This window comes from Pseudomonas berkeleyensis, from assembly GCF_014109765.1.
GTDB classification, from domain to species: Bacteria; Pseudomonadota; Gammaproteobacteria; order Pseudomonadales; family Pseudomonadaceae; genus Aquipseudomonas; species Aquipseudomonas berkeleyensis.
In genome coordinates this window covers 241973-267269 of sequence record NZ_CP059139.1, presented here as the reverse complement: position 1 = coordinate 267269, position 25297 = coordinate 241973, and the positions used below count along the sequence as shown (strand labels likewise).

Below are 25297 nucleotides of genomic sequence, written 5' to 3'. Positions count from 1 at the left end.
CAGTCCATGAACGAACTACTCGACGGCATTCTGCTGGTCTTCAATTTCCAGACGCTGCTGGTGATTCTCGCCGCGGCGATCTTCGGCGTCTTCGTCGGCGCCATTCCGGGTCTGTCCGCCACCATGGCCGTGGCCCTGCTGGTACCGGTCACCTTCGCCATGGAGCCGACCGCAGCCATCGCCGCGATCATCACCACCTCGGCGATGGCGATCTTCGCCGGCGACATTCCCGGCGCCTACCTGAACATTCCCGGCACACCGGCCTCGGCGGCCTACGTCAGTGACTGCGCTGCACTTGGCCGCCAAGGTCGTGCCCGCGAGTGCCTCGGCGTCAACGTCACCTGCTCGGTGATCGGCGGCCTGTTCGGCACCACGGTGCTGGTGCTGGTGGCGCCTTCGCTGGCCGAATTCGCCCTGAACTTCAGCTCCTTCGAATACTTCTGGCTGGCGGTGCTGGGCCTGAGCAGCGCGGTATTCATTTCCACCGGTTCGGCGATCAAGGGCTTCCTCTCGCTGATGGTCGGCCTGCTGCTGTCCACGGTCGGCCTCGACCTGGTCACCGGCGCGCCACGCTTCACTTTCGATGTGCCGGATCTGATGGCTGGGATCAACTTCATTCCGGTGATGATCGGCTTCTTCGCCATGTACGAAGTGATGAAGCTGTACAGCAGCCACGAGAAAGGTGACACCAACCAGACCATTCCCAAGCAGCACGGCGACGTCTTCAGCAAGGTGCCGATGCACCTCAAGCGCTACTGGAAGAGCGTGTTCCGTGGCAGCAGCGTCGGCGGTTTCATCGGCATCCTGCCGGGTGCCGGCGCCGATATCGCTGCGTGGATCGCCTACGCCATCAGCAAGAAGCGCTCGAAAGAGCCGGAGAAGTTCGGCACCGGTCACGTTGAGGGCCTGGTCGACGCCGGCTCGGCGAACAACTCGGCGGTCGCCGGTTCCTGGGTACCGGCGCTGGTGTTCGGTATCCCTGGCGACTCGATCACCGCCATCGTCATCGGCGTGTTGTACATGAAGGGCATGAACCCCGGCCCGACCATCTTCATGGACAACAGCGCCATGGCCTACGGCCTGTTCACCGCCTTCTTCGTCGCCAACCTGGTGCTGTTGCCGATCGGTTACCTGGCCATTCGCAGTGCCCACGTGTTCGCCGTGACGCCGCTGCGCGTGCTGATGCCGATCATCCTGTGCTTCTGCATCGTCGGCGCCTTCGCCATCAACAACAGCCTGACCGATGTGTGGATCATGCTGGCCTGCGGCGTCGTCGCCTACCTGATCGCCACCGCCGAAGTGCCGCTGGCACCGGCGATTCTCGGCCTGGTGCTGGGCAACATCCTGGAAACCAACTTCATGACCTCGATGCTCAAGGCCAACGGCAATCTGGGGGCCTTCATCGAACGCCCGATCAGTGCCTGCCTGGCCCTGTTCGTCGTGCTTATCGCGCTGTTCCCGCTGCTCGCCAAGCTGTGGCGCAAGCGCGGCAACGCCCCTCTGGCCCCGAAGGAAGTCATTGAATGAATCGTATCGCCCCGCAAGCGCTGGAGCGCTTCATCGAACAACTGTTCCTCGATGCCAAGGTCAGCCCCGACGTCGCCGCCGTGGTCAGCCGCGTGCTGGTCGAAGGTGACCTGCTTGGCCATCACACCCATGGCGTGAAGCTGGCTCAGGGCTACCTCAAGGATCTGCGCAGCGGCCAGGCCAAGGGCGATGCCGCAAGCCTGCAGATCGTCCGTCAGACACCAGCGGCACGGCTCTACGATGCCAGCTACCTGCTCGGCCCATACTGCGTCGAGCAAGCGCTGGACTTCACCGCCAAGGCCGCGCGTACCTTCGGTATCGGCGTGGCCACGATCCGTCGTTCACACCATATCGCCTGCCTGGCCGCATACCTGCAACGCTACACCGAGCAGAACCTGATCCCGCTGGTGCTGACCTCCGACCCGGCCGTGGCCTCGGTGGCGCCGCACGGCGGCCTCGACCCGGTGTATACGCCCAACCCACTGGGCATCGGCATTCCCACCGGCGAGAAGCCGATCCTCATCGACGTCAGCATGTCGACCATCACCAATGGCCTGGTCAACAAGACCCACCAGGCCGGCGGCCAGTTGGAGCATGCCGCGCTGATCGGCCCGGACGGCCAGCCAACCCGTGATACGGCGGCCTACTTCGGCACACCGCAGGGCGCGATCCTGCCGCTGGGCAGCCTGGAGTTCGGCCACAAGGGCTTCGCCCTCGGCACCATGGTCGAGGCGCTGACGGCAGGCCTGGGCGGTTTCGGCCGCAAGGATGGGGTCAAGCAATGGGGCGCGGCAGTGACCGTGCTGACGTTTGACCCGGCATTCTTTGGTGGCGTCGATGAGCTGAAAGCCGAGATGGATCACTTCGTCGGCGCGTGCCTGGAGAGCCGTCCGCGCCTGGCGCAAAGCCCGGTGCGCATGCCGGGTCACGCCGGTATCGCGCGCAAGGCAAAAGCCTATGAGCAAGGGCTGGAGTTGCCGGACGATGTGCTGGCAGCGCTGCGCGGTGCGGCCAGCGAAGGCGGCGTCGAATACCCGTTCTAAGGACGCCTGAAGCGCAATACCGCTCGGTCAAGAAAAACGCCGCGACTGCTTTGCAGGATCGCGGCGTTTTCTTGCTCGTTCGAAAAGTCGTGAGCCCGTAGCCCGGATGCAATCCGGGGATTTTGCGGCGAGGACTTCCCGGATTGCATCCGGGCTACAGTAGGGTGCGCCACACGCACCAACAGCTCATGCCGTGGGTGGAATCGGTGCGCACGGCGCACCCTACCGGGCTGGAATAAAAAACTGCCTCGCACCTGCGTCATTGGGGAGTGCGAGGCAGTGGGAAAACTAGCTGCGAATCCGTTCCGCCAGGGCGCGCCAGGGCGCTGCATGAATCAGGTCGGGCGTCAGCTCCTCCAGGCTGCTGCAACCGAGCAGGCCGAGAGTGCGGTCCAGCTCGCTGCGCAGAATGCCGATGGCATGCGCAGCGCCCGGGCCCTTGCCGGCCGCCAGGCCATACAGGCCAGCACGGCCGATCAGCACGCCGTTGGCACCCAGCAGCAGCGCCTTGGCGATATCGCTGCCACGGCGGAAACCGCCGTCGAGAAAGATCTCCATGCGCCCCTGATTGATGCGCGCCACTTCCGGCAGCGTCTCCAGCGCCGAGACCGCACCGTCGAGCTGACGGCCACCGTGATTGGACAGCACCACGCCGTCGACGCCGTACTGCAGCGCCAGGCGCGCGTCATCCGGGTGAATCATGCCCTTGACGATCAGCTTGCCATGCCAGATGTCGCGCAACCAGGCGATGTCATCCCAGCTCAGGGTCGGGTCGAGCTCGGCGGCCAAGGCGCTGGCGGCCCCTTTCACCGAGTCCTTGCCGGGCGGCAGCAAGTCACCGAGATTACGAAAGCGCGGCACGCCGTCGGGCACCAGCACGTCCCAGATCCACTCGGGATGGCAAAGCACGTCGAGGCGGTTGCGCAGGTCGAGTTGCAGTGGCTTGGCGTAGTTGCGCTTATCCCACTCGCGGTTGCCGAAGATGGCGCTGTCGGTGGTCACCACGATGGCTTCCAGGTTCAGGCGCTTGACCCGCTCCACCAGCTTGGCCACGTGATCGCGGGTGCGATACAGGTAGATCTGCATCCAGGCGCGGATGCCGTCGACGGCCGCGATGTCCTCGATCGAGGTGGTCGAGGCATTGCTCAGCACGAAGGGAATACCGGCATCCGCCGCGGCGCGCGCCAGGTGCAGATCGCCGTCACGGGTCAGCAGGCCGTTGAAACCGGTCGGGCCGATCATGAACGGCAACTGTGCGCTGCGGCCGAAGAAGCTGCGTTCCAGGCTGCGCTGGCCGACATCGCGCAAGGTGCGCGGTTGCAGGGTCACGCTCTCGAAGATCGTACGGTTGCGGCCCAGGGTGAACTCATCGTCCGCCCCGCCTTCGACGTACTCGAAGGAGAAGTTGGGCAGCCGGCGGCGGGCCATCTGGCGCAGCTCTTCGATGTTCTGCGCACGACGAAAATCGCGCCCCGGATATAGGCGTCGTTGCATGATTCATTCTCTATTCGCTAGATAAACGATCTGCTGCGCGTCGGCCCTACTGCGTTAAAAACAGGTTCGGAGTGCTCATGTACCAAAGTACATTCCGCCTCCTCACCTGTTTTTGCCTTGTATGGCTCTAGCTCGCGAGATCTTGCACAGGCTGTGCGTCGCATATCGCCCTGAAATCAACGGCTCCAGGCAACTACTTCCTGGCACTGCTCACCAAGCCCACTGATACTCAGACGCATGCGGTCGCCAGCCTTGAGGAACTGCGGCGGCTTCATCCCGGCGCCCACACCCGGTGGCGTGCCGGTGCAGATCACGTCGCCCGGGTTGAGCGTCATGAACTGGCTGATGTAGCTGACGATCTCGTCGATGGAAAAGATCATCGTGCGCGTGTTGCCCTGCTGCCGGGTCTCGCCGTTCACGCTCAGGTGCATGTCGAGATTGCGCAGGTCGGCGATCTCGTCGGCGGTCACCAGCCAGGGGCCGATCGGGGCGAAGGTGTCGCAACCCTTGCCCTTGTCCCAGGTGCCGCCCCTTTCGAGCTGGTAGGCACGCTCGGACACATCGTTGACGATGCAGTAGCCGGCAACATGCTCCAGCGCCTGCTCGCGCTCAACGTACTGCGCCTTGCGGCCGATGACGATGCCCAGCTCCACTTCCCAGTCGGTCTTCTCGGAGCCACGGGGAATGATCACGGCATCATTGGGGCCACAGATGGCACTGGTGGCCTTCATGAACAGTACCGGTTCGCTGGGCACCGGCAGGTTGGATTCCTTGGCGTGGTCGGCATAGTTCAACCCGACGCAGATCAGCTTGCCGATGTTGGCGATAGGCGTGCCGATGCGCACGCCTTCCTCGACCTTCGGCAGGCTGGCCGGGTCGAGCACGCGCAGCTCGTCGAGGGCCTTGGGATCGAGCACCCACGGACTGATATCGGGCACATGCACCGACAGGTCGCGCAGGCTGCCATCGGCGGCAACCAGTGCCGGTTTTTCCTGGCCCGGTGGGCCGTAGCGCAGCAGTTTCATGCCTTGTCCTCCTGACGGGCGCTGACCCGCACACCATTGATTTCGCCCAACACGTCGAACAGACGGGGTACGTACTTGTCGCCATGACCGAGCACCTTGGCCAGCATGAACGTCTGGTACACGGCGTCGGAGACGATGCCGGTGGTCGGCGTCAGCTTGGTCAGTTCGGTGTAATAACGCATGTCCTTCTCGCAGTTGCTCAAGGCGAACTGCTGCCCGGAATCATCGCCATTGAGCACGTAGGGAATGATCCGTTCGAAGGTGCGGCTGTAGCCGCCGCTCATGCTGCAAATCTCGGCGAAGGCAGCCAGGTCGATGCCGTTCTTCGCGGCCGTACAGAAGGCCTCGGCGAGAATGGTGGCGTTGCCCTGGGAGATGAAGTTGTGGATCACCTTGGCCTTGTGGCCCGAGCCCAAGGGGCCGAGGTGATGGATGGTCTCGGAGAAGCATTCGAGCACCGGACGTACCGTGTCGAGCACTGCGGCATCGCCACCGGCGAGGACGTTGAGGCGCCCGGACAGGGCATCCTTGGGCGTGCGATTGACCGGCGTGTCGAGGTAATGACCGCCGTGCGCGACCACCTGCGCCGCCAGCTCGGCGGTGCGATTCGGGTCACCGGTGCTGCAGTCGACGACGATCTGCCCTGGCCGCAGGCCGGCAAGAATACCGGTCTCACCCGCCAGGGTCTGGCTGACCTGCGCCGTACCCGGCAGGCATAGCAGCACCACGTCGACGGCGCGAGTCAGCTCGGCGGCATTGGCGTATTCGCGGGCGCCCTTGCTCACCAGATCCTCGACCGGCTGACGGTTGCGGTGCGCCATCACCCCGAGGGCGAAGCCCTGCTTCTGGATGTTGGCGGCCATGGCGTGGCCCATCAGCCCCAGGCCGATGAAACCGACAGTGATAGCTGTCATGAGAATTCCACCTTGCGTGCGAATGCAGCGGCCGCCGCGCCAGCGACGGCCAACTGCGGGGAGGGATTACTGGGCCTGGCGAACCTTGGCGATCTCGGCGTTCATTTCCGCCATCAGATCGGCACCGTATTCGGCGATCAGTTTCTCGGAGCTCGGACGCACCACTTCACGCATGCGCTCGATCTCTTCCGGGGCCACTTCGTTGATCTGCATGCCGTGCTTGGCCAGCGCCTCACGCGAGCTGACATCCATGTCGCGGGAGACCTTGCGCTCGTAGGCCTGGGCTTCCAGGGAAGCGCTGCGTACCAGCTCACGCTCGGTCTCGTTGAGCTTGTCCCAGGTGCGTTTGCTGAAGATCGCCACCAGCGGATCGTAGAAGTGGCCGGTCAGCGACAGGTACTTCTGCACTTCATAGAACTTCGAGGTTTCGATGGCCGCCAGCGGGTTTTCCTGGCCATCGACGGTGCGGGTTTCCATCGCGGTGTACAGCTCGGTGAACGACAGCGGCACCACGTTGGCGCCCAGCGCGCGGAAGGACTCGATGGCAGTCGGAATCTGCTGCAGGCGCAGCTTCAGGCCCTTGATGTCCTCGACCTTGGTCACCGGGTGCTTGCTGTTGGTGACGTGGCGGAAGCCATGATCCCAGTAGCCCAGACCGATGATGCCGTGCGGCTCCAGCTTGGTCAGCAGGTTCTGCCCCGCCGGGCCGTCGAGTACGGCGTCGACCTCGGCGGCGTTCTGGAACAGGAACGGCAGGCCGTACAGACCGAAGCCTTTCTCGATGCCCGAAAGCAGGCCCGGGGTGACCAGGGTCATGTCGACAGTGCCGCCCTGTACCGAGGAAATCACCTGCGCGTCACCGCCGAGGGTGCCGCTGGCGAAGACCATCACCTTCATCTTGCCGTCGCTCTTTTCCTTGATCAGCTCGGCGAACTTCTGCGCCCCCAGACCGTGCGGGTGATCCTTGGCCTGGACGAAGGCGATCTTGAAGTTGTGGCGGTTGATCTCGTCGGCCTGCACATGAGCGGTCGACAGCAGCATGGCGGATGCGCACAGCAGTGAGGCCAGGGCCTTGGGAATGAATGTCATGGTGAAGTCCTCTTGTTTTTATGCTTGCCGTTACCGGCATGGATTCAGGCTCTAAGGCCCCAGGCACCGGCCATCAGGCGATGGCCGGCACGATGTCTTTCGTCAGTACAACCATTGCGCCGGAACGATCAGCAGCTGCGGGAAGGCCAACAGCAGGCCGATGATCAACAGCTCCGCCAGCAGGAACGGCAGCACCCCGCGGACGATGCCGACGAAGCCGACCTTGGAAACCCCGGCCACCACGTTGAGCACCACACCAACCGGCGGGGTGAGCAGGCTGACCGCGCAGACCATCACGAAGATCACGCCGAAGTACACGGGGTCGATGCCGGCCGCGACCACCACCGGCATCATCACCGGGGCGAGGATCAGGATCAGCGGCGACATGTCCATGGCCATGCCGATCACGATGACGATGGTGACGATCAGCAGCATCAGCAGACGCGGGCTGTCCATCAGCGGCTCGAGCAGACCGACCACCGAGCTGGGCAGATCCGCCACGGTGATCATCCAGGCCGCGACCATCGCCGAGGCCACCAGGAACATCACCATCGAGGTGGTCATCACCGAAGCCACCAGTACCTGGTAGAGGGTCTTCCAGGTCAGCTCGCGATACACCAGCACCGACACCAGCAGGGCGTAGACAGCCGCCACCACACCGGCTTCGGTCGGGGTGAAGATACCGGCACGCAGGCCGACGAGAATGATCACCGGCAGCAGCAGCGCCCAGATGCCTTCCTTGAACGCCTTGAGCAGTTCACGCAACGGCGCGCGCTCGGTGGTGGTCAGGGTGCCGCGACGCGACACCAGGAACCAGGCCGCGCACAGCGACATGCCCATCAACAGACCCGGCACGATGCCGGCCAGGAACAGCTTGGTGATGGAGACGTTGGCGGCGACGCCGAACAGGATCAGGCCGATCGAAGGCGGCAGCACTGGCGCGATCACACCAGCGGAGGCCACCAGGCCGGCGGAGGTCTCCCGGCTGTGGCCGACCTTGACCATCATCGGCACCAGCAGCGCGGCCAGTGCCGCAGCATCGGCAGCCGCCGAGCCGGACAGGGCCGCCAGCACGCAGCCGGCGAGAATGGTCACGTAACCCAGGCCACCCTTGATATGGCCGACCAGGGCGATGGCCATGGCGACGATACGTTTGGACAGGCCGCCGGCATTCATCAGCTCGCCGGCCAGCATGAAGAACGGCACGGCCATCAGCGGAAAGCTGTCGGCGCCGTTGACCAAGCCCTGAGCGACGATCTGCGCGTCGAACAGGTCGAGGTGATACATCATGGCCAGCGCACAGAGGATCAGCGCGTAGGAAATCGGCACGCCAATCGCCATGGCGGCCAATAGAGAAATCACGAAAATTGCGATGACGATCATCACAGTACCCCGGTTCTTATCGTTATGAGAGGGCCGAGCGCAGCTGCGCTACGTACCCGTCGCAGCGGCTATTGGTGGATTTCGTCCAGCGGGTCGCGCAGCACCAGCTCACCACCCAGGCTCAGGCGCAGCGCCTCGTAGACGTGGATCACGCAGGCCGAGGCGCCGAAGAACACACCCGCACCGTAGAAGAAGCCCATCGACCAGCCAGACACCGGCGACGGTATGTGCATGTTGATCTGCACCTGCTGCCAGCTGCCCCACAGGAACAGCCCGGAGCAGCCGAGCATCAGCAGTTGGGAAAGGATCATGCAGCCGCGCTCGCTCCAGCTCGGCATGGCGCGCAGCGCCAGATCCACGGTCATGTGGCCGCGCTCGCGCAGCAGGATCACGGCACCGAGGAAGGTCAGCCAGACGAATGCCCAGCGCGACAGTTCCTCGGAGATCAGGATGCTTTCGTTGAAGCCGTAGCGCAGCACCACGTTGCCGAACACCAGCACCACCATGGTCACCAGGCAGATGACCGCAAGCAGCTTGAGCAGGTTGAAGTAGGCATCGACGAGCTTAGTCATGACGAGCTCCCTGCGGGCAGATGGCAGGGCTGTACAGGCAGGCGGTCGGCACGTAACCGACGCGCCCGAGCGGATGGGAACGATCCATCAGGAAAGCCTCACATTGTTGTTTTTGTGTGCTGGCTAGCAGCTGTGTGGCGCCGACACTAACACCGGAATTTATTGCGTGCAATGTTCATTTTTGTCAGTATCGTCGGCAGTCGATCACAACAACAATGAGAACGAGCCATGCAACTCATCACGAATACCCCGACCGTGGTTATCCTCAGCGATCAAGATTCCGTGGCCGTCGCACGCCGTGCTCTGGAACGCGGCAGCCATGTCGAAAGCCTTGCCCTAGACGCTCTGGACGACATTCCCGCCGGCCACAAGATCGCCCGCCGCGCCATCGCCAGTGGCGAAGCCGTGCTCAAGTACGGCCAGGTCATCGGCGTCGCCAGCCAGGACATCGCCGCTGGCGCCCACGTGCACACCCACAACGTGTCGATGCCGCAGAACCACGCCAACAACCAGCTGCCACCGCCCATCGAGCGCACACCGGTACTGCCACCGGAACAACGCCGCCGCTTCATGGGTTATCGCCGTCCGGATGGCCGCGTCGGCACGCGCAACTACATCGGTATCCTGTCGACGGTGAACTGCTCGGCGACCGTATCGCGCGCCGTGGCCGCGCACTTCAACGGTTCGGAACTACTCAAGCGCTACAACATCGACGGCGTGGTCGCGCTCACCCACGGCAGCGGCTGCGCGATCAACACCGAGTCGGAAGGCTTCAAGTTCCTCGAACGCAGCATCTGGGGCTACGCCTGCAACCCCAACATCGCCGGCGCGCTGGTGATCGGCCTGGGTTGCGAGACCAACCAGATTTCCTCGCTGATGAAGCGCTACAACATCAGCGAAGGGCCGAACTTCCGCGTCTTCAACATCCAGAACGCCGGCGGCACCCGCGCCAGCATCCAGCGCGCCATCGAGCAGGTGACCGAAATGCTCGACGCCATCGGCCGCCTGGAGCGCACCTCGGAAAGCGTCGAACACATCATGGTCGGCATGCAGTGCGGCGGCTCGGACGGCTATTCCGGCATCACGGCCAACCCGGCGCTGGGCTATGCCGCCGACCTGCTGGCCCAGCACGGCGGCACCGCGATTCTCAGCGAAACGCCGGAAATCTACGGCGCCGAGCACCTGCTGATCGCCCGTGCGATCAGCCATGAAGTCGGCCAGAAGCTGCTCGACCGCCTGACCTGGTGGGAGGAGTACACGCGCATCAACGGCGCCGAGCTGAACAACAACCCCTCGCCGGGCAACAAGGCCGGCGGCCTCACCACCATCCTGGAGAAATCCCTCGGCGCGGCGGCCAAGGGCGGCACCAGCTCGCTCAATGGCGTTTACGAATGGGGCGAGCCGATCACCGAGCGCGGCTTCGTGTTCATGGACAGCCCCGGCTATGACCCGGTGTCGGTGACCGGCCAGGTCGCCTCCGGCGCCAACATGATCTGCTTCACCACCGGGCGTGGCTCGGTGTCCGGCTTCAAGCCAGCGCCCTGCATCAAGCTGGCGACCAACACCGAGATGTTCCGCAAGCTGGAAGAGGACATGGACATCAACTGCGGCGGTATCGTCGACGGTGAGCTGAGCATCGCCGAAGCCGGGCAGAAGATCTTCGACATCCTGATAGAGATCGCCTCGGGCGAACCCTCGAAGAGCGAGCTGTACAACTACGGCGACAACGAGTTCGTGCCGTGGCAGGTGGGCGCGGTGACCTGATCGTCAGGCGCTGAATGAAAAACGGCCGGGTAATCCCGGCCGTTTTCGTTTAGCTGGACAAGCCTCAGCGAAGCACGCCCAACGGTAGGGTGCGCCGCGCGCACCACAAGCGCCGCAATCACAACGCCCCTATGCACGCGTAGCCCGGATGCAATCCGGGAAATCGCTTGCACGACTTGAGGAGTCGGTGCGCACGGCGCACCCTACACCGGGTAGGGCACGCCGTGAGCACCAGAACCGGACAGCCTAAGAACCTGTTCACGATCTACTGCGCGTCGGCCCTACTGCGTTAAAAACAGGCTCGGAATGCTCATTTACAGCTCGTAAATTCCGCGTCCTCGCCTGTTTTTGCCTTGTATGGCTCTAGCTCGCGAGATCGTGATCAGGTTCTAAGCCTCGATCCGCTCCAGATAAGGCACGGCCTGGATCACGTTCTGCTCGCGGAACTGGGCCAGGCGCTGCTTGACCTTGCGCTCGGCGATCACCAGGTGCTCCTCCATGCTCTGCGCGGCGAGATCGGGGCGACCGGCCTGCAGGTTCTCGAAGATGCTCAGGTGCTCGCGGAAGAACGGCTCCTCATCGGGGAAGTAACTCTTGTCCAGCAGGATGTGCTTACCCGACAGCAGCAGCGAGTGGGTACGCCGCAGTATCTGCAGCATCTGCCGGTTCGGGCAGCGGCCGAGGGTTTCGATGTGCAGGTCGCTTTCCAGGTCATCGAACTGGCGACTGTCCATGTCCGGATAGAGATCCATGGCCTGGTGCAGGCGCTCGATATAGCCCTCGATCTGCTCGGGCTCGATGAACTCCGCCGCACGCACCAGCACATAGGGCTCCAGTCGCCGGCGCACTTCATACAACTCGCCAAGTCGCTCCTCGTCCCACTGCCCGAGCTGCCAGCGCGAGCGCTCGTCGCGCTCGACCAGGCCCATCAGCGACAGACGCGTGAGCACCTGGCTGGAGACCGTGCGGCTGATGCCGTAGTGACGTGACAACTCCAGCTCGTTGATGCGATAGGTGCCGAACAGCGACTGGTGCAGCAGGTCACGCTCGATCTGGTCATAAACCGCCTTCCAGCTCTCGGTCTTGCGTGGCGCCTGGGCGTCGTCCTCGGCCAACTGGAAATCGGCGGGCTCCAGCTGACGGCGCAGCACCTTGCCCGGCTGCGCGCCGACCAGGTAACCACGACCGTCGAAGGTGCAGATCAACCCCGCCTGGTTCAGGTTGAGCAGCGCCTGGCGTACCGGAGAGCGGCTGACGCCGAACAGCTCCGCCAAAGGCCCTTCCAACAGCAGGGTGCCTGCTTTCAGACGCTTCTTCCGGATACTCGTGGCGATGATTTCGAATAACTGATCGTTCAGATGTTTTTTCATCATTATTGTTTTCGAACTGGTCACCTTGTCGGTGTTACGGGCACGGGTGTTGCGATTGGGCCGAGTACAATCAGCCAATCCTTTATTTTAACTTTGCGCGCAATGTACCTTAATAGCGTCATTTCATGGACGCGAAGCGGCGGTCAATTGTAATGGCTTGTCACAGCCGTGGAAGAAACCGCATTCATGGATACGGCCATTGACGATAGCTGAAACTCAGGAAGCCCCGCCGCTATCGGCATGCGTCAACCGGTACTGATTGGGCGAGATACCGAACCAGCGCACACAGGCCTTGTGGAAGCTGCTCTGATCACGAAACCCCAGTTGCGCCGAAATGTACTTGAGGCTGCGTCCGGTGTTGCGCAGAAAGCTCGCGGCCTGGCGTTGACGCGCCTGGTCGAGCAACAGGGTGAAGTTCGCCTCGTCACGCACCAGACCATGCTGCAGACTGCGGCGACTCATGCCGAGCAGGTCGGCCACGTCGCTCAGGCCGGGGCTGATACCCTGGCTCAGTTGCTCCGCGAGGATGCGCCGTACCCTGGCCTCCAGCGAACCATCCACCTGCTCGCTCATTTGCGCCTGGGCGTATTCGACGTGCAGCGTGTGCAGCGCGGCGGCGGCGGTGGGCAATTCGATCGCGCCGTCGTCCAGGCTGAATGTCATGCAATTGCGCCGCGCGGAAAAGTACAGGTTGTTGCCGAACAGGCGGCGCAACTGGCGAGTGTCCAGCGGCTCTGGGTAGGTCAGCTCCAGCATCAGCGGCATCGGCCTTTGAAAGGGCGTCAACCAGTGCACGATGGCGAAGACCAGCGCCGCGCCGGCATCGATGAACGCACGGGGCGCCCGCTGAGCGACGGTGGCGTTCTCCACGCCCACCAGCTTGAGGCGGTCGACATGCCGCTCCAGAAACATGTGCGAACCATCACTGGTCATCGGGTGATAGTCCGCCAGACGTTGCAGGGCCTGCGCCAGCGTCGGGCTGGACATCAGCGCATAGCTCTTCACACCGAGCACGCATGGATGAAAGTGTTCGTAGGCACGCAGGCCGATATCCGCATCACCGCTTTCACTGACCAGGGCGTTCAACAGCCGATACACCTGTATGACCCGAATCGGCCCACCCTCGGCGAGCATCTGATCGAGCCCTGGGAGATGCTTGCCGAGACTGCACCCCTCACTTGCAAATGCCTTGGCCATGATCTGGAAACAGGCACTTGTAATCGTATGCATCTAATAATCCTGAGCATTAACTAATTCATTTCCTCCAAATACCACGCAATAAAAGATGACCGGCTCCTGGGACATACGATTGGTATCCGGGAACACTTCTCACGACATAAAACAGGTGGGAGGATATTAGTGGCGGGGTGCCGGCATCTTCAGATGCCCTTATAAAAATCCGGGAAATTCATCTCCCGATAAAAATCGTTTCGTCAGCAAGACGTTTTTTCATCCCGCTCAAGTGCTGTGATCAATAAGGGCCACTGGCGAATGCTCTGACATTTGCCCAGTTGCCGCCACCATCCGACGCCGCAGCGCGAATTAAGTATTCGATTAGTGATTGCACACCGCCGTATACGGCCGGTGAAGGCATCTCTTTTTTCACTGCCAGTGACCCCACCAGAGGGACAGAGAACGATGTACAGCCCATGGAACCTCGACATCGCCTGGAAGGCCATCACATGAGCATTCACGAGCCATACCTGCGCTCTGTCACCAGCAACCCGCTAAACGACCTGCAACGCGCTCATCTGTTCTATGACGAGTTGCAACGCGGCCGATTCCACCTGGCGTTCCAGCCTGTCGTTGCCACCCATGAGCCGGAGCGGGTGCTGTATCGCGAAAGCCTGCTGCGCCATGAAGGCGACGGCCTTGGTTTCAATCCCTTTCCGCTGCTGGAGCGTCTGCACGTCATACGCCCGCTGGATCACCGCGTGATCGGCACGGTGATGGTGTTGTTGCGAGACAACCCGAACCTGACCCTGGGCTGCAACATTTCCGCACTCAGCACCTTGCTGGACGCGGACTGGGATCAGATGCTCGACCACTTGGCGGCCGACCGCAGCCTGGCCAGCCGCCTGATCATCGAAATCACCGAAAGCGCCGTACCGCCGAGCACCCGCGGCGCGGTGGATCTGGTGCACCGCCTGCGCCATGCCGGCTGCCGGGTAGCTGTCGACGACTTCGGCTCGGGCTTCGGCACACTGGCATTCATCCAGCAAAGCCAGCCAGACATCATCAAGATCGACCAGAGCTATATACAGCGCGCGCGCGATAGTGCCACCGGTGAAAAAACCCTCAAATATCTGCTCGAACTGTGCAAGACCCTGGCGCCCTGCGTAATCGTCGAAGGCATCGAAACTTCCGTTGATCTGCAGTTGGCCGCCAGCCTGGGAAGTACCTGGGTACAAGGTTATTTCTTCGGGCGACCAACCTGTGAACTTGAACATCTTCAAGGTTCATCGCGAATAACCAATTAGCCATCACTCCCCACTACTTGAAAATTGATCGCTCAATCAACTTTCAAGTAGCCCGCCGACTTATTCCGCTGCTGGTAAACGAGGTAGTCATGTTGCTGAGAAAGATGAAAATTGGTTGGCGTGCGGCGGCAAGCTTTGCCGTATTGGCGCTATTGGTATTGCTATTGGGCTGGATCACCATGGCGCAGATGTCGCGCATGGACAATATGTCCGACGCGATCGAAGCCAAGTGGTTTCCTTCCGTGCTGGCCCTGGATGAAATGAACCTGAGCGCCGCTCGAATCCGCGCGCTCACCTTGCGCATTCACATCACCCAGGATGCGCAGAGCCGCAGTACCGACCTGGCCACATTGGATCAGGCCAAGAAAGACCTGGTACGTGTCGAACAGACCTATGTGCAGTTCATCGAGTCCGCTGAGGAGCAGATGGCCTACGATGCGTTCCGCGGTAGCCTGGATCGCTACATGGCCAGCCAGTCCCAGGTAATGGAGGCGATTCTGGCCGGCAACGATGCCCAGGTCAGGCAACTGGTCGGTGGCGTGCTGAGCGAAACGGCCGATGCGTTGACCGCGTCGATGCGGGTACTGATGCAACTCAACAAGACCGGTGCTGCAAACGCCTCGACGCAGAGCGAGGAGGCGTATGACAGCGCCCGGTATATTGTCCAGGCAGCCATCATCGTGGCGATTCTGCTGACGGTCGCACTCGCATTTCTGTTCACTCGCAGCGTAGTCGTCCCCCTGAGCAAGGCGCTGGGCCTGGCCGAGGATATCGCCGCCGGCGACCTCAGCCGTGACGTCACCGACGACGGCCAGGATGAGCCGGCGCAGTTGCTGGCGGCACTCGCCACCATGCGGCGTAGCTTGCGCGACACCATCCAGCAGATCGCCGACTCGTCCAGCCAGCTGGCTTCTGCTTCCGAAGAGCTGCATGCGGTGACCGAAGACAGCACGCGTGGCCTGCATCAGCAGAACAACGAGATCGAACAGGCCGCCACCGCCGTCAACCAGATGACCGCCGCCGTGGAAGAGGTCGCGCGCAACGCCGTCAGCACGTCAGAGGCCTCCCGCGAGACCGACCACACCGCCCGCCAGGGTCAGAGCCAGGTGGGCCAGACGGTCGAATCGATCGGCCTGCTGACGCAGGACATCTCCACCACCAGCGAAGAGATCCGCCGTCTGGCCGACAACGTGCGCAACATCGGTCAGGTGGTCACGGTGATCCGCGCCATCGCCGAACAGACCAATCTGCTGGCGCTCAATGCTGCCATCGAGGCCGCGCGAGCCGGCGAGCAGGGACGAGGCTTCGCCGTGGTAGCCGACGAGGTTCGCGCCCTCGCCCATCGCACCCAACAATCGACCGGCGAAGTCGAGCAGATGATCGATCTTATCCAGAAAGAGACCGAACAGGCCGTGCAGGCGATGGACACCAGCATGCAGCGCGCCGGCTCGACACTCGGCCTGGCTCAATCCGCCGGCCAGGCGCTGGAGGAAATCACCCGCTCGATCGGCTCCATCAACGAACGCAACCTGGTGATCGCCAGCGCCTCGGAACAGCAGGCGCAGGTGGCGCGCGAGGTGGATCGCAACCTGGTCAACATCCGCGACCTGTCACTGCAAAGCTCGGCCGGCGCCGATCAGACCACTGCCGCCAGCCAGGAGCTGTCGATCCTGGCCGTCGGCCTCAATCAGCTGGTGACACGCTTTCGTCTCTGAGCCGGCGGCTCACACCGGCGCGCTGGCTTGCATCGAGGCGCGCTGGGCGAAGGCCTGCTGGAAAGCGGCCAGGCCCGGATGCGCGGCTCGCCAGTCGAGGTCGGCAAAGCGGAAGTCCAGATAGCCCAGAGCGCAGGCAACGCCGATCTGCGCCAGGTCGAGCGGCCCCTGCAGCTGCCCGACCTGGCGCTCCAACTCCGCCAATGCCCGCTGGATCTTGCCCAGCTGCCCCTCCAGCCAGGCAGGCCATTGCAGCTCGGCCGGGCGCGCAGCGCGCTCGTATCGCGCCAACAGCGCAGCATCCATCAGGCCATCGGCCAATGCGGCCAGGCGCAACACCTGCCAGCGCGCGGCACCGTCCGGTAGCAGCTTCGTACCTTGATGCAGGGTGTCGAGGTATTCGCAGATCACCCGGCTGTCGTACAGCGCCTGGCCGTCGTCGGTCAGCAGTACCGGAATCTTGCCCAACGGGTTGAGCGCATTGACCCGCTCGTTCAGCGTGGTCGGCAGCACGGCGGTATCGAACAGCTCGATGCGTTCCAGCAGGCCGGTTTCCGCAGCCAGTACGCGAACCTTGCGGGCGAAGGGTGAGGCGGCGGCGTAGATCAGTTGCATCTGCATGTTCCTGTGTCGTGTTGTGATGAAGCGGGTGGAGGCCTTAGAGTCAGCTCACGATCTCGCGAGCTAGAGCGATACAAGGCAAAAACAAGCGAGGAAGCGCAGTTTACGAGTGGTAAATGAGCATCCGAGCTTGTTTTTAACGCAGTAGCGCCGACGCGCAGCAGATCGTGAACAGGCTCTTAGGCTTGTGCCCACCTCAACCGGCGTAAATATCCCATGGTCATCGAGAAGAAGATCAACACGGCGTCCGTGAACTTGAAGTCGCTGGATCCGCTCGACCATAGCCTCGAGCTGCTGCATTTCGGTTTCCGCGGCCTGACGGTGGAGGCCGACCGTTTTCTGGAGGCGCGCGGGCTGTCCCGTGTGCACCACCGCATTCTGTATGTGATCGCCCGCGCCGATGCAATCAGCATCGGAGAACTGGCCAGCACCCTGGGCGTCAGCAACCAGGCGCTGCATCGTCCGCTGTCGCACCTGTTCGAGCAGACGCTGGTGCAGTACACCCGCGAGCCAGGCAGGCATCGTTTCAAGCTGCTGGCACTGAGTGAAGCAGGTACGGCGCTGGAGGCCGAGGCCACCGAGCTGGAGCGGCGCACCCTGCGCGACGCCTTCGCCACCACCGACACCGACGGTCAGGACGCCTGGTGCCGGGTGATGCTGGCGCTTGCCGAACGCCTCAACTGAGCACGCTCAGGTAATCCGCTCGCGCACCACGATGCATTTGGTCAGCGGCTGAATCAGCGCCTGCGGCGCATCCTCGCAGCCCACCACCTGCGGATTGACCAGCAGCGGATCGCAGCCGCCGCTGTGCACCAGATCCAGCACCCTGGGGATATGTTGCTGCACGCTGCAGGCACCGACCGAGAAGGTGACGTCGCGCAGATACATGTCGAATAGCGGAATCTTCGGGTCATCGAAGATGATGCCGATGCACGAGCAATGCCCGCCGGGCGCCAGCGCCAGCAGCCCACGGCGCAGCACCTGATGATCGCGAGTGGCAGAGATCACCAGGTCATAGCTGCGGTCGAGATCACGCCCCGCCAGGTCGACACCGGCGCCACTGCGTGCGGCAAGCTGCTGGCGCAGCGGATGCTCGTCGAGGTAGTCCACGCTGCCCGCACCGGCCGCCCGTGCCATCTGCACCGCCAGCACGCCGAGGCTTTCCGTGCCGCCGACCACCAATACCCGGGCATCCTGGCGTGTGGCCAGCGGCCGGCTGGCTGCCACCCAGGCATCGGTAAGGTTGTCGCTGGCGCTGGACACGGCCACAGGGTCGAGCCCCGCCGGCAAAGGCACCAACATGGCGTCGGCGAACGGCACCAGCACCATTTCCGAGAACAATCCGCCCCAGTGACCTCCCGCCGGCACACCGTAAGCGGCCATGCGCGGCACTGCGGTACACGCACTGGAGCGCCCGGCCAGACACTGGGCACAGGCGCCGCAGGCGATCTTCCAGGGCACCGAAACCAGATCGCCACGGCGCAGGTTACGCACGGCCGACCCCACCTCCAGCACCTCGGCCACACATTCATGGCCCAGCGCGAACGGCGGCTTGAACGGCGTGGTGCCGGCGATCAGACGCCGATCCAGGTCACAGGAAGCCGAGGCGATGGGCCTGACCAACGCACTGGCCGGGGTGGTGAGCTGTGGATCGGGTGCCTCGACCCAGGCCAGTTGGCCAGGGCTCTGAACGATAAGCTCCTTCATGCCTTGGCCGCTCCGATGACGAAGGTGGTGGTGGCCTTGGCGCACAGCTTGCCCTGCGCGTCGAGGATGTGCGCGTCGCAGATCGCCAGGCTGCGGGTGCGCTCGACCACCCAGCCGCGCACCTGATAGACCTCGCCGGGGCGCAGCGGACGCACGTACTTGACGTTGAGATCCACCGTCGAGTGCGGCACGTCTGCCTCCAGGGTGGAGAACAGCGCCAGCGCCGCGGCGCCGTCCAGGCAGGTGGCGGCGAAACCGCCATGCACGGCGCCGGCCGGGTTGAGATGACGCTGATCCGGACGCCCTTCCAGGGTGATGCTGCCCGGTTCGACCTGCAGCGCATGGATGCCCATGGTCTCGCCGATGGAAGGCGCCGGCAGATCGCCGCGGATCAGCGCTTGCAGGGCCTTCAGGCCGGATGTTGCGGGCAGCGAAGCGAAGTCGTTCATGGCGGTACTCCTCAGACAGGGACGGAACTTGGCGCAGGCGCGGGCCTGTATCGGTGCAGGACTGCTCGTACGGTAGTCCCTGCCCAGCACTCATATCAACATTATTGAAATGACAAACAAGGGGGCATTCCAGACATCGCCGCCTGCCACCAAAGTCGCAGCCACTGTTCACCGCTGCCCCTCGCGGATGCGGCACAATCAGCCATCGCTGGAAAAGGACAACAGGCCGATGCTGATCGATGAAGAACTGACCCTGAAAAAGCTGGAGGTCTTTCTCGCCTTCATGCGCAGTGGCAACCTGGCGCGCGCGGCCAGCGAGCTGCAGACCAGCAACGTCAGCGTGCACCGCGCCATCCACTCGCTGGAAAGCGCACTGCGCTGCCCGCTGTTCAAGCATGAGGGGCGCAACCTGATTCCACTGGAAAGCGCCTACGTGCTGGAAGAGAAGGCGCAGAAGCTAATTCAGGACGCCCAGGAGATGGTGCGCCTGACCCGCGAGGCAGCGGGCTTCGGCGCCGAACGCTTCAAGCTCGGTGCGCTCTACTCGCTGACGGTGAAGACCGTGCCGCAATTGATCATGGGCCTGAAGCTGCGCCGCAGCGAGCTGAACATCGACCTGGTGCTCGGCTCCAACGTCGACCTGCTGTACAAGCTGAAGAACATGGAGCTGGACGCCATCCTCATCGCCCTCGACGACAGCGTCAGCGACCCGGACTGCGAGCAACTGGCGCTATTCTCCGACGACATCTTTCTCGCCGCACCCAACGACTCGCCCTTCGCCGAACATGCCGAGATCGACCTGGCCGACCTACGCGACTCGACCTTCATCACCCTGACCCAGGGCTACGCCACCTTCCGCGATGGCGCGCGAGTATTCCAACAGGCCGGTTTCGAGCCGAAGGTGGCGATGCAGGTGAAGGACATCTTCACCCTGCTCAGCATGGTCAGTTCCGGCGTTGGCTATGCCCTGCTGCCGGGGCGCGTGGCGGCGGTGTACGAGAACCGAGTGAAGCTGATTCCGCTGCAGGCCAAGTACCACCTGCAACAGCATATCGGCGTGGTCTTTCTCAAGGCCAAGGAACGCGACCCGAACCTCCTGGCGCTGCTGGCCGAATGCCGGATGTACAGCCGCCAGTCGTAGAGCACGCGGGGCCGCCCAGGCCGTGCGCACCGAGGCAGGCCACTTATACGCGGTCATTCTGGTGCGCACAGCGCACCCTGCCCATTCGCCGATATCGCCCATACGCCAGCCGTCGCAGGATGGCGCGGGGCCTGAATAAAAAAGCCCGCCATGAAGGCGGGCAAAGGACTCAGCCCAACAAACCTCGCATGATGAAATAGAGCAGTGACGGGCCGAGCAGGCAGCCGAGTGCGGTGTAGAAAGCGGCGGTCAGACAGCCATAGGGCACCAGCTTCGGATCGGTCGCTGCCAGGCCACCGGCCACACCGCTGGACGTGCCCATCAGGCCACCGAAGATCACCGCGCTGCGCGGATTGTTCAGGCCGATATAGGGGGCGACGAAGGGCGTTGCGACCATCACCAGGATTGCCTTGATCAGACCGGCCGCAATGGACAGGGCCATGACGTCGGAGCTGGCACCGATCGCCGCGCCCGTCACCGGACCGACGATGTAGGTCACCGCACCGGCGCCGATGGTGGTCAGGCTGACCACGTCGGTGTAGCCGAAGGCCATGGCTACCGCCACGCCGGCGATGAAGGACGTACCGACGCCGACGAACAGCGCCAGCACCCCGGCGAAACCAGCGCGCTTGAGTTCCTCGACACTGACACCGAAGGCCGTGGCGACGATGGCGAAGTCACGCAGCATGGCGCCACCCAGCAACCCCAGGCCGGCGAACAGCGGAATGTCGACCAGTCCCTTCTGGCCACCGGTGTAGACCCCGCCGATGTACGACAGCACCAGGCCGAGCAGGATGGCGATGGCCGAGCCGTGCAAACGGCCCTTGGTGAACTTGTCGGAGATCCAGTACGACAGCCACATGGTGACACCGATGATGGCGAAACCGCTGAGCATCCCGTAGCCAGAAATGACCTTCATGATGGATTCGTACATGGCAGTCACCGTGGCGCTTTAGTCAGGGAAGGGGCGATTTCGCTGTCGGACTTCTTTTGTCCGATCCGGCTCAGTGCAGGCACCAGAGCGAAACCGATAACGACCGCGGCAGTGCCGGCGAGAATCGCCATGGGGCCGCCGCTGAGGGCGCCGTAGACGTTCTGCTGGGCGGCCATGGCGACCACGATGGGGATGTAGATGGCGCTCCAGAACTCCACGCCCTGTTCCGACTTGCCAGTGAACAGGCCGCGCTTGCTCAGGTAACTGCCCAGGAAGATCAGCAGGATCATGGCGATGCCGACACCGCCGACGTTGGCGGGCACGCCGATGAGTTTACCCAGCAGCTCTCCGATGAAGATGCCGGCCAGGGTGCAGATCGCCAGAAAGGCGACACCGTAGATGATCATTATTGTTGTCCTCGTTGTACGTATCGAAGTTGTTGTTCTTGTGCTTCGGTAAACGCTACGGCTCAGCGGTCGCGGCTTACCTCCTGACGCAACATGGCGTCGAGTGTATCCAGACGGGCACCGCTGAAGGCGATGGCTTGGCCAGGTTCGAAGACGCGCCGGGCCAGGCCAGTCAGCACGCCGCCTGGAGGCAGTTCCAGGTGCAGGCGCACGCCGCGTTCATAGGCGGTGACGAGCGTGGCCTGCCAGTCGACGACGCGACTCATGTTGTAAGCCAGGTCGTCGCAAAGGGTTTCGGGATCACGAATCAGGCGCGCCGAGCTGCTGCTCAGGTAGCGCACCTGCGGTGTAAGTAATTCGATGTCGGCAAAGGCCGCCGCCAACTCGCGCGCCGGGCCGTCGAGTAGCGCACAGTGTGACGGCACGCTCATGGCCAGGCGTTTGGCCATGCCGGCACCGAGGGCGCGAGCGCGCTCGACCACGGCGGCCATGGCCGCGTCGCTGCCGGAGATCACCAACTGAGTCTCGGAGTTGATATTGCCCAGGTACACCGGGCCGTCGGCCTCGCCCAGCAGCCGTTCGACGCTGGCCTGGTCGAGACCGAGGATGGCGGTCATGCCATAGCCGCTGGGGTAGGCGCGCTGCATCAGTTCGCCGCGCAGGGCGACCAGGCGCACGGCATCGGCAAACTCCAGCGCGCCGGCCACAACAGCCGCGGCATAAGCACCGATGGACAAGCCGGCGACATAGTCCGGGCGATGCCCGCGCTCGCCGAGCAGGCGCGCAGTGGCGACGCCGGCAATCAACAGACAGAGCTGCACGGCGCGCGTGCCTTGCAATGCCTCGGCCGAATCCAGCAGGCGCACGTCCTCGTCCAACTCAGCACTGGCTTGTTCCAGGCAGGCCAGTACCAGCGGCACGGCGGGCAATGCCTGGAGCATACCGGGCTGCTGCGCGCCCTGGCCGGGGAAGGCCCAGAGCGTGCTCACGCCGCCACCTGCTGTAACTGCCACGGATCGCGTATCAGCAGCGGGCCGCTCTGGGTTTTCAGCAACACGCGCGGCGCCTCGCTGGCCCACTCACGCAGTGCCACGGCGCCGTAAGGGGTTTCCAGCTGCAAGTCGATACGGCCGGGCGCCTCGTCCAGCACGGCACACAGCGCGCGCGCCCAGTCGCGTGGCAACTGATGAGGGGTTCGCAGTGACAGGTCGAGATCGCTGTCCGGGTGTGCGGCGCTGATGCCGCTGGCCAGTTCGAAGCCCAGGCTACCAGTTACGCCCCAGGCCATACCGAGGGTATCGAGATGCGGCCCCAGCTGGCTCAACGCACGCAACGCCAGCCACTGCGGCTGGGCATGACGGCGCCAGCGCCCGGCCCGCGCCACCGCCTGCGGGCTGACCAGACGACGGATCTCGCTCACACGCATCCAGGTGGCATGCCGCTGTTCACGGGCGGTGCCACGAATACCCACCGCGACCCAGCCGGGCTCGGCCGCCGCACGGCGCACCACCACCGGCACATGCCCGCCCAGGGCGGCACGAGCCCAGGCCGGCGCCTCCTGTGGCAGCTGCTCGGGGCAGAGGCCCCAGAGCAGATCATGTGGACGGGGTGTGGGGTGCATTGATGCGTTCTCTGTAGGGTGCGCCATGCGCACCGTTTCGATTAATGGTGCGCACGGCGCACCCTACGGTGGCCGTGCGCGACCTGTTCACCACTGCGCGCGCAAGGCCTCGCGCACCTGCGAGGAGGCCGCACGATTGGCGGCGCCCAGGCGGTTGCGCAGGTCACGCGGGCTGGCGGCGATATCGCTCAGGGCACGACTCAGGGCGTCCTGCACGCGGGCCAGGTCGGCAGCCGATGGCTGCGTCACCTGCTCCACGTCGAGCACCTCCGACAGCAGGCCGAGCGAGGCGTAGTTATCCAGGTCGTAGGCCATCGGCGGCACGCTGGCAGCCAGCACCTCCAGCTCGTCGACGCTGCGCAGGGTGATGCGCGCGGCGGCGGCCTTGCCCATGGCATGCACCATCACCCCGGCATCGCGCAGGGCGATCAAGCGGTTGGCCTGATAGCCGTGGGCGAGGAAGGCGCCGGACATGGCCTTGCCCACCAGCAGGCCGATCACTGCATGCCCGGCCAGACGAGCACGGGCGTAAGCGTCCACCGCGCCGGCCAGCGCCTGATGAATGCCGTAGGCTTCCTCGCGGCGACCATAGGCCTGGCTCGGCACATCGACGATGGCGATCAGTGCACGCTTGTGCGGGTTGTCGCGATCCGCCTCGATGGCCTCGTCGACCGCCTGTGCCAAACCCCAGCCTTCGAGCAGACCAACCTCGCCGTTGCGAGCGCGGGGAAAAGGATTGTTGGCGTCGGCGATCACGGCGAGATAACGCACCGCCTGGCCCGCCAGTTCGCCATCGGCCACCCGCAGCGAGGCAGGCAAACCTTGCAGCGACTGAGCATCGCCGGCCAGCGCCTGGAACCAGTGCAGGCCGCGTTGTTCCTGTGCAGTTGTCATGTTCATGCTCCCTGGTAGGCGCTGCGCACGGCAGCGGCATCGGCCTGGACGGCGGTGTCGACAGCGCGCAAGCGCTGCAGGAACCAGGCGTGGCGACGGCTGCGTTCCAACGCGGGTTTACCTTTGGCGAACAGGCCATGCAGCTCGCCGCGGATCGCCTCCACGTCGTCGCTGACATAGCCGTCGACCAGACCGCTGACATGGCGTTGCTCGCCGCCGGTCAGGCTCCAGATGAAGGGGCGGTCGCGCGAGTCGTATTCGTCCAGCCCGGCTTCCTGTTCGATCACCTGCGGTCCGTTGAGCCCCAGGCGTGCCTCACGGGTCACCAGCAGGTAGCTGCACAGCCCGGCAGCGATGGACATGCCGCCGAAGCAGCCGACCGGGCCGGCGACCAGGCCGATCACCGGCTGGTACTGGCGTAGATCGACGATGGCAGCCTGGATCTCGGCGATGACCGCCAGGCCCAGGTTGGCTTCCTGCAGGCGTACGCCACCGGTTTCCAGCAGCAACACGGCACGGGTCGGCGTGCCATTGCGGTTGTCTTCGGCGGCCAGCTCCAGGGCGCCGGCGATTTTCGCCCCGCCCACTTCACCCAGGCTGCCGCCCTGGAAGGCACCTTCGATGGCGATCACCACCGCAGGCTGACCATCGATCAGCCCCTTGGCGACCACCACGCCGTCATCGGCCTGGGGCACGATGCCCTGCTTGGGCAGCCAGGGCGACATCAGCCGGGCGAACGGATCGAGCAGCTCGCGGAAGCTGCCGGCATCGAGCAGTGCGCGGGCCCGCTCGCGGGCGCCGAGTTCGGTGAAGCTGCGCTGCGCCAGCAGGCGCGCAATGTTCTGATCAGCCATGGTTCAGTTCCTCCAGGCCCTGTTCCAGGCGCAGGCGCACCACACCCGGCGTGGCACCGAAATCATGAATGGCGATGTTCAACGCGGGCAGTTGCTGTTCGCGGAACATGCGCTCGAAGAGTTGTTGCCAACGCGGCGCGCTGCCGTTCACCGAGGTGACCACCTGGATCGCCAGGGTGCCGGCCTGGCCGGGTTCGAACAGCACTTCCAGGTCGCCGGAGCCGACGCAGCCCACCAGCGCGCGGCCCTGGGCCGGTTGCCCGGCGGGGAATTGAAAAGACAGGGTTTCCATT

The 25297-nt window shown here is 63.9% G+C and carries 25 protein-coding genes and 1 pseudogene; 8 read left to right on the top strand and 18 right to left on the bottom strand.

Features of this window, described 5'->3' with window-relative positions:
• Positions 1–6 precede the first annotated feature (6 nt).
• Together HS968_RS01250 and HS968_RS01245 are read left to right on the top strand one after the other, a co-directional pair.
• The gene (locus HS968_RS01250; RefSeq protein ID WP_119692395.1) at positions 7–1527 is read left to right on the top strand and encodes a tripartite tricarboxylate transporter permease; all 1521 of its coding nucleotides are present in this window, start codon (positions 7–9) and stop codon (positions 1525–1527) included.
• A complete protein-coding gene (locus tag HS968_RS01245; RefSeq protein ID WP_182369813.1) occupies positions 1524–2570 on the top strand; it encodes an Ldh family oxidoreductase in 1047 nt (348 codons plus the stop codon). The genes HS968_RS01250 and HS968_RS01245 overlap by 4 nt, the downstream gene beginning before the upstream one ends.
• 288 nt (positions 2571–2858) lie before the next feature.
• Here HS968_RS01245 and HS968_RS01240 read toward each other — a convergent pair whose 3' ends face one another.
• The 6 genes from HS968_RS01240 to HS968_RS01215 form a co-directional block, all read right to left on the bottom strand.
• Positions 2859–4064, bottom strand: a complete 1206-nt coding sequence (locus HS968_RS01240; protein ID WP_119692397.1) for an alpha-hydroxy acid oxidase — start codon at positions 4062–4064, stop codon at positions 2859–2861.
• 176 nt (positions 4065–4240) lie between these two features.
• Positions 4241–5089 (bottom strand): fumarylacetoacetate hydrolase family protein, encoded by an 849-nt coding sequence (locus HS968_RS01235; RefSeq protein ID WP_182369805.1) that lies wholly within the window; start codon positions 5087–5089, stop codon positions 4241–4243.
• Complete coding sequence (locus HS968_RS01230; RefSeq protein WP_182369803.1) at positions 5086–6003, bottom strand: NAD(P)-dependent oxidoreductase; 918 nt, start codon at positions 6001–6003, stop codon at positions 5086–5088. The genes HS968_RS01235 and HS968_RS01230 overlap by 4 nt, the downstream gene beginning before the upstream one ends.
• A 66-nt stretch (positions 6004–6069) precedes the next feature.
• Positions 6070–7092 (bottom strand): TRAP transporter substrate-binding protein, encoded by a 1023-nt coding sequence (locus tag HS968_RS01225; protein ID WP_106737722.1) that lies wholly within the window; start codon positions 7090–7092, stop codon positions 6070–6072.
• Between the two features lie 102 nt (positions 7093–7194).
• The gene (locus tag HS968_RS01220) at positions 7195–8472 is read right to left on the bottom strand and encodes a TRAP transporter large permease (RefSeq protein WP_202884210.1); all 1278 of its coding nucleotides are present in this window, start codon (positions 8470–8472) and stop codon (positions 7195–7197) included.
• A gap of 71 nt (positions 8473–8543) precedes the next feature.
• A complete protein-coding gene (locus tag HS968_RS01215; RefSeq protein ID WP_179623419.1) occupies positions 8544–9047 on the bottom strand; it encodes a TRAP transporter small permease in 504 nt (167 codons plus the stop codon).
• A 228-nt stretch (positions 9048–9275) separates the two neighbouring features.
• Here HS968_RS01215 and HS968_RS01210 point away from each other — a divergent pair, with 228 nt between their 5' ends.
• The gene (locus tag HS968_RS01210) at positions 9276–10811 is read left to right on the top strand and encodes a UxaA family hydrolase (protein ID WP_179623418.1); all 1536 of its coding nucleotides are present in this window, start codon (positions 9276–9278) and stop codon (positions 10809–10811) included.
• A gap of 389 nt (positions 10812–11200) precedes the next feature.
• Here HS968_RS01210 and HS968_RS01205 read toward each other — a convergent pair whose 3' ends face one another.
• Together HS968_RS01205 and HS968_RS01200 are read right to left on the bottom strand one after the other, a co-directional pair.
• On the bottom strand, positions 11201–12181 hold the full coding sequence (locus tag HS968_RS01205) for a GntR family transcriptional regulator (protein ID WP_238338901.1): 981 nt from the start codon (positions 12179–12181) through the stop codon (positions 11201–11203).
• A gap of 216 nt (positions 12182–12397) precedes the next feature.
• Positions 12398–13411 (bottom strand): AraC family transcriptional regulator, encoded by a 1014-nt coding sequence (locus HS968_RS01200; protein ID WP_182369801.1) that lies wholly within the window; start codon positions 13409–13411, stop codon positions 12398–12400.
• 419 nt (positions 13412–13830) lie between these two features.
• On the opposite strand from HS968_RS01200, the gene HS968_RS01195 reads away from it, so the two are divergent.
• The 3 genes and pseudogenes from HS968_RS01195 (at position 13831) to HS968_RS01190 (ending at position 16376) form a co-directional block, all read left to right on the top strand.
• A complete protein-coding gene (locus tag HS968_RS01195) occupies positions 13831–14661 on the top strand; it encodes an EAL domain-containing protein (RefSeq protein WP_182369799.1) in 831 nt (276 codons plus the stop codon).
• An 89-nt stretch (positions 14662–14750) separates the two neighbouring features.
• Positions 14751–15245: pseudogene (locus HS968_RS26885) on the top strand (MCP four helix bundle domain-containing protein); the annotation flags it as partial.
• Positions 15237–16376 carry a methyl-accepting chemotaxis protein gene (locus HS968_RS01190; RefSeq protein ID WP_456107221.1) on the top strand — a complete coding sequence of 380 codons (1140 nt, stop codon included), beginning with the start codon at positions 15237–15239 and terminating at the stop codon, positions 16374–16376. The pseudogene HS968_RS26885 and the gene HS968_RS01190, both read left to right, overlap by 9 nt.
• Before the next feature lie 9 nt (positions 16377–16385).
• Here the strand turns inward: HS968_RS01190 and HS968_RS01185 are convergent, their stop codons facing one another.
• Entirely contained in the window at positions 16386–16991 is a 606-nt protein-coding gene (locus HS968_RS01185) for a glutathione S-transferase (protein WP_182369795.1), read from the bottom strand.
• Positions 16992–17213: 222 nt separating this feature from the next.
• Between HS968_RS01185 and HS968_RS01180 the strand changes: the two genes are divergently transcribed.
• Positions 17214–17681, top strand: coding sequence for a MarR family winged helix-turn-helix transcriptional regulator (locus HS968_RS01180; RefSeq protein ID WP_182369793.1), 468 nt, complete (start codon positions 17214–17216; stop codon positions 17679–17681).
• Between the two features lie 6 nt (positions 17682–17687).
• Here HS968_RS01180 and HS968_RS01175 read toward each other — a convergent pair whose 3' ends face one another.
• Positions 17688–18704: a zinc-dependent alcohol dehydrogenase gene (locus tag HS968_RS01175; protein ID WP_182369791.1), complete on the bottom strand. Its 1017-nt coding sequence runs from the start codon at positions 18702–18704 to the stop codon at positions 17688–17690.
• Complete coding sequence (locus tag HS968_RS01170; RefSeq protein ID WP_119692411.1) at positions 18701–19153, bottom strand: PaaI family thioesterase; 453 nt, start codon at positions 19151–19153, stop codon at positions 18701–18703. Before HS968_RS01170 ends, HS968_RS01175 begins: the two co-directional genes overlap by 4 nt.
• Positions 19154–19382: 229 nt before the next feature.
• On the opposite strand from HS968_RS01170, the gene HS968_RS01165 reads away from it, so the two are divergent.
• On the top strand, positions 19383–20294 hold the full coding sequence (locus HS968_RS01165) for a LysR family transcriptional regulator (RefSeq protein ID WP_182369789.1): 912 nt from the start codon (positions 19383–19385) through the stop codon (positions 20292–20294).
• 169 nt (positions 20295–20463) lie between these two features.
• Here the strand turns inward: HS968_RS01165 and madM are convergent, their stop codons facing one another.
• From madM to HS968_RS01130, 7 genes are all read right to left on the bottom strand, one after another.
• The gene (gene madM / locus HS968_RS01160) at positions 20464–21228 is read right to left on the bottom strand and encodes a malonate transporter subunit MadM (RefSeq protein ID WP_179623409.1); all 765 of its coding nucleotides are present in this window, start codon (positions 21226–21228) and stop codon (positions 20464–20466) included.
• A gap of 5 nt (positions 21229–21233) precedes the next feature.
• A complete protein-coding gene (gene madL / locus HS968_RS01155) occupies positions 21234–21635 on the bottom strand; it encodes a malonate transporter subunit MadL (RefSeq protein WP_179623408.1) in 402 nt (133 codons plus the stop codon).
• 62 nt (positions 21636–21697) lie between these two features.
• The gene (gene mdcH / locus HS968_RS01150) at positions 21698–22624 is read right to left on the bottom strand and encodes a malonate decarboxylase subunit epsilon (RefSeq protein WP_182369787.1); all 927 of its coding nucleotides are present in this window, start codon (positions 22622–22624) and stop codon (positions 21698–21700) included.
• A complete protein-coding gene (locus tag HS968_RS01145) occupies positions 22621–23256 on the bottom strand; it encodes a malonate decarboxylase holo-ACP synthase (protein ID WP_182369785.1) in 636 nt (211 codons plus the stop codon). The genes mdcH and HS968_RS01145 overlap by 4 nt, the downstream gene beginning before the upstream one ends.
• Before the next feature lie 87 nt (positions 23257–23343).
• Complete coding sequence (mdcE, locus tag HS968_RS01140; RefSeq protein ID WP_182369783.1) at positions 23344–24150, bottom strand: biotin-independent malonate decarboxylase subunit gamma; 807 nt, start codon at positions 24148–24150, stop codon at positions 23344–23346.
• Between the two features lie 2 nt (positions 24151–24152).
• Entirely contained in the window at positions 24153–25004 is an 852-nt protein-coding gene (locus HS968_RS01135) for a biotin-independent malonate decarboxylase subunit beta (protein WP_182369781.1), read from the bottom strand.
• On the bottom strand, positions 24997–25296 hold the full coding sequence (locus HS968_RS01130; RefSeq protein ID WP_119692419.1) for a malonate decarboxylase subunit delta: 300 nt from the start codon (positions 25294–25296) through the stop codon (positions 24997–24999). The genes HS968_RS01135 and HS968_RS01130 overlap by 8 nt, the downstream gene beginning before the upstream one ends.
• Position 25297 lies beyond the last annotated feature (1 nt).

Bases quoted from the DNA above. Each gene is read 5' to 3' on its own strand.
- HS968_RS01175 (WP_182369791.1), bottom strand. From the start codon at position 18,704: ATGAAGGAGCTTATCGTTCAGAGCCCTGGCCAACTGGCCTGGGTCGAG.
- HS968_RS01180 (WP_182369793.1), top strand. From the start codon at position 17,214: ATGGTCATCGAGAAGAAGATCAACACGGCGTCCGTGAACTTGAAGTCG.
- madL (WP_179623408.1), bottom strand. From the start codon at position 21,635: ATGATCATCTACGGTGTCGCCTTTCTGGCGATCTGCACCCTGGCCGGC.
- HS968_RS01195 (WP_182369799.1), top strand. From the start codon at position 13,831: ATGGAACCTCGACATCGCCTGGAAGGCCATCACATGAGCATTCACGAG.
- HS968_RS01190 (WP_456107221.1), top strand. From the start codon at position 15,237: ATGCGGGTACTGATGCAACTCAACAAGACCGGTGCTGCAAACGCCTCG.
- HS968_RS01200 (WP_182369801.1), bottom strand. From the start codon at position 13,411: ATGCATACGATTACAAGTGCCTGTTTCCAGATCATGGCCAAGGCATTT.
- HS968_RS01230 (WP_182369803.1), bottom strand. From the start codon at position 6,003: ATGACAGCTATCACTGTCGGTTTCATCGGCCTGGGGCTGATGGGCCAC.
- HS968_RS01145 (WP_182369785.1), bottom strand. From the start codon at position 23,256: ATGCACCCCACACCCCGTCCACATGATCTGCTCTGGGGCCTCTGCCCC.
- HS968_RS01225 (WP_106737722.1), bottom strand. From the start codon at position 7,092: ATGACATTCATTCCCAAGGCCCTGGCCTCACTGCTGTGCGCATCCGCC.
- HS968_RS01245 (WP_182369813.1), top strand. From the start codon at position 1,524: ATGAATCGTATCGCCCCGCAAGCGCTGGAGCGCTTCATCGAACAACTG.
- HS968_RS01210 (WP_179623418.1), top strand. From the start codon at position 9,276: ATGCAACTCATCACGAATACCCCGACCGTGGTTATCCTCAGCGATCAA.
- HS968_RS01130 (WP_119692419.1), bottom strand. From the start codon at position 25,296: ATGGAAACCCTGTCTTTTCAATTCCCCGCCGGGCAACCGGCCCAGGGC.
- HS968_RS01240 (WP_119692397.1), bottom strand. From the start codon at position 4,064: ATGCAACGACGCCTATATCCGGGGCGCGATTTTCGTCGTGCGCAGAAC.
- HS968_RS01215 (WP_179623419.1), bottom strand. From the start codon at position 9,047: ATGACTAAGCTCGTCGATGCCTACTTCAACCTGCTCAAGCTGCTTGCG.
- HS968_RS01205 (WP_238338901.1), bottom strand. From the start codon at position 12,181: ATGAAAAAACATCTGAACGATCAGTTATTCGAAATCATCGCCACGAGT.
- madM (WP_179623409.1), bottom strand. From the start codon at position 21,228: ATGTACGAATCCATCATGAAGGTCATTTCTGGCTACGGGATGCTCAGC.
- HS968_RS01235 (WP_182369805.1), bottom strand. From the start codon at position 5,089: ATGAAACTGCTGCGCTACGGCCCACCGGGCCAGGAAAAACCGGCACTG.
- mdcE (WP_182369783.1), bottom strand. From the start codon at position 24,150: ATGACAACTGCACAGGAACAACGCGGCCTGCACTGGTTCCAGGCGCTG.
- HS968_RS01170 (WP_119692411.1), bottom strand. From the start codon at position 19,153: ATGAACGACTTCGCTTCGCTGCCCGCAACATCCGGCCTGAAGGCCCTG.
- HS968_RS01250 (WP_119692395.1), top strand. From the start codon at position 7: ATGAACGAACTACTCGACGGCATTCTGCTGGTCTTCAATTTCCAGACG.
- HS968_RS01135 (WP_182369781.1), bottom strand. From the start codon at position 25,004: ATGGCTGATCAGAACATTGCGCGCCTGCTGGCGCAGCGCAGCTTCACC.
- HS968_RS01165 (WP_182369789.1), top strand. From the start codon at position 19,383: ATGCTGATCGATGAAGAACTGACCCTGAAAAAGCTGGAGGTCTTTCTC.
- HS968_RS01185 (WP_182369795.1), bottom strand. From the start codon at position 16,991: ATGCAACTGATCTACGCCGCCGCCTCACCCTTCGCCCGCAAGGTTCGC.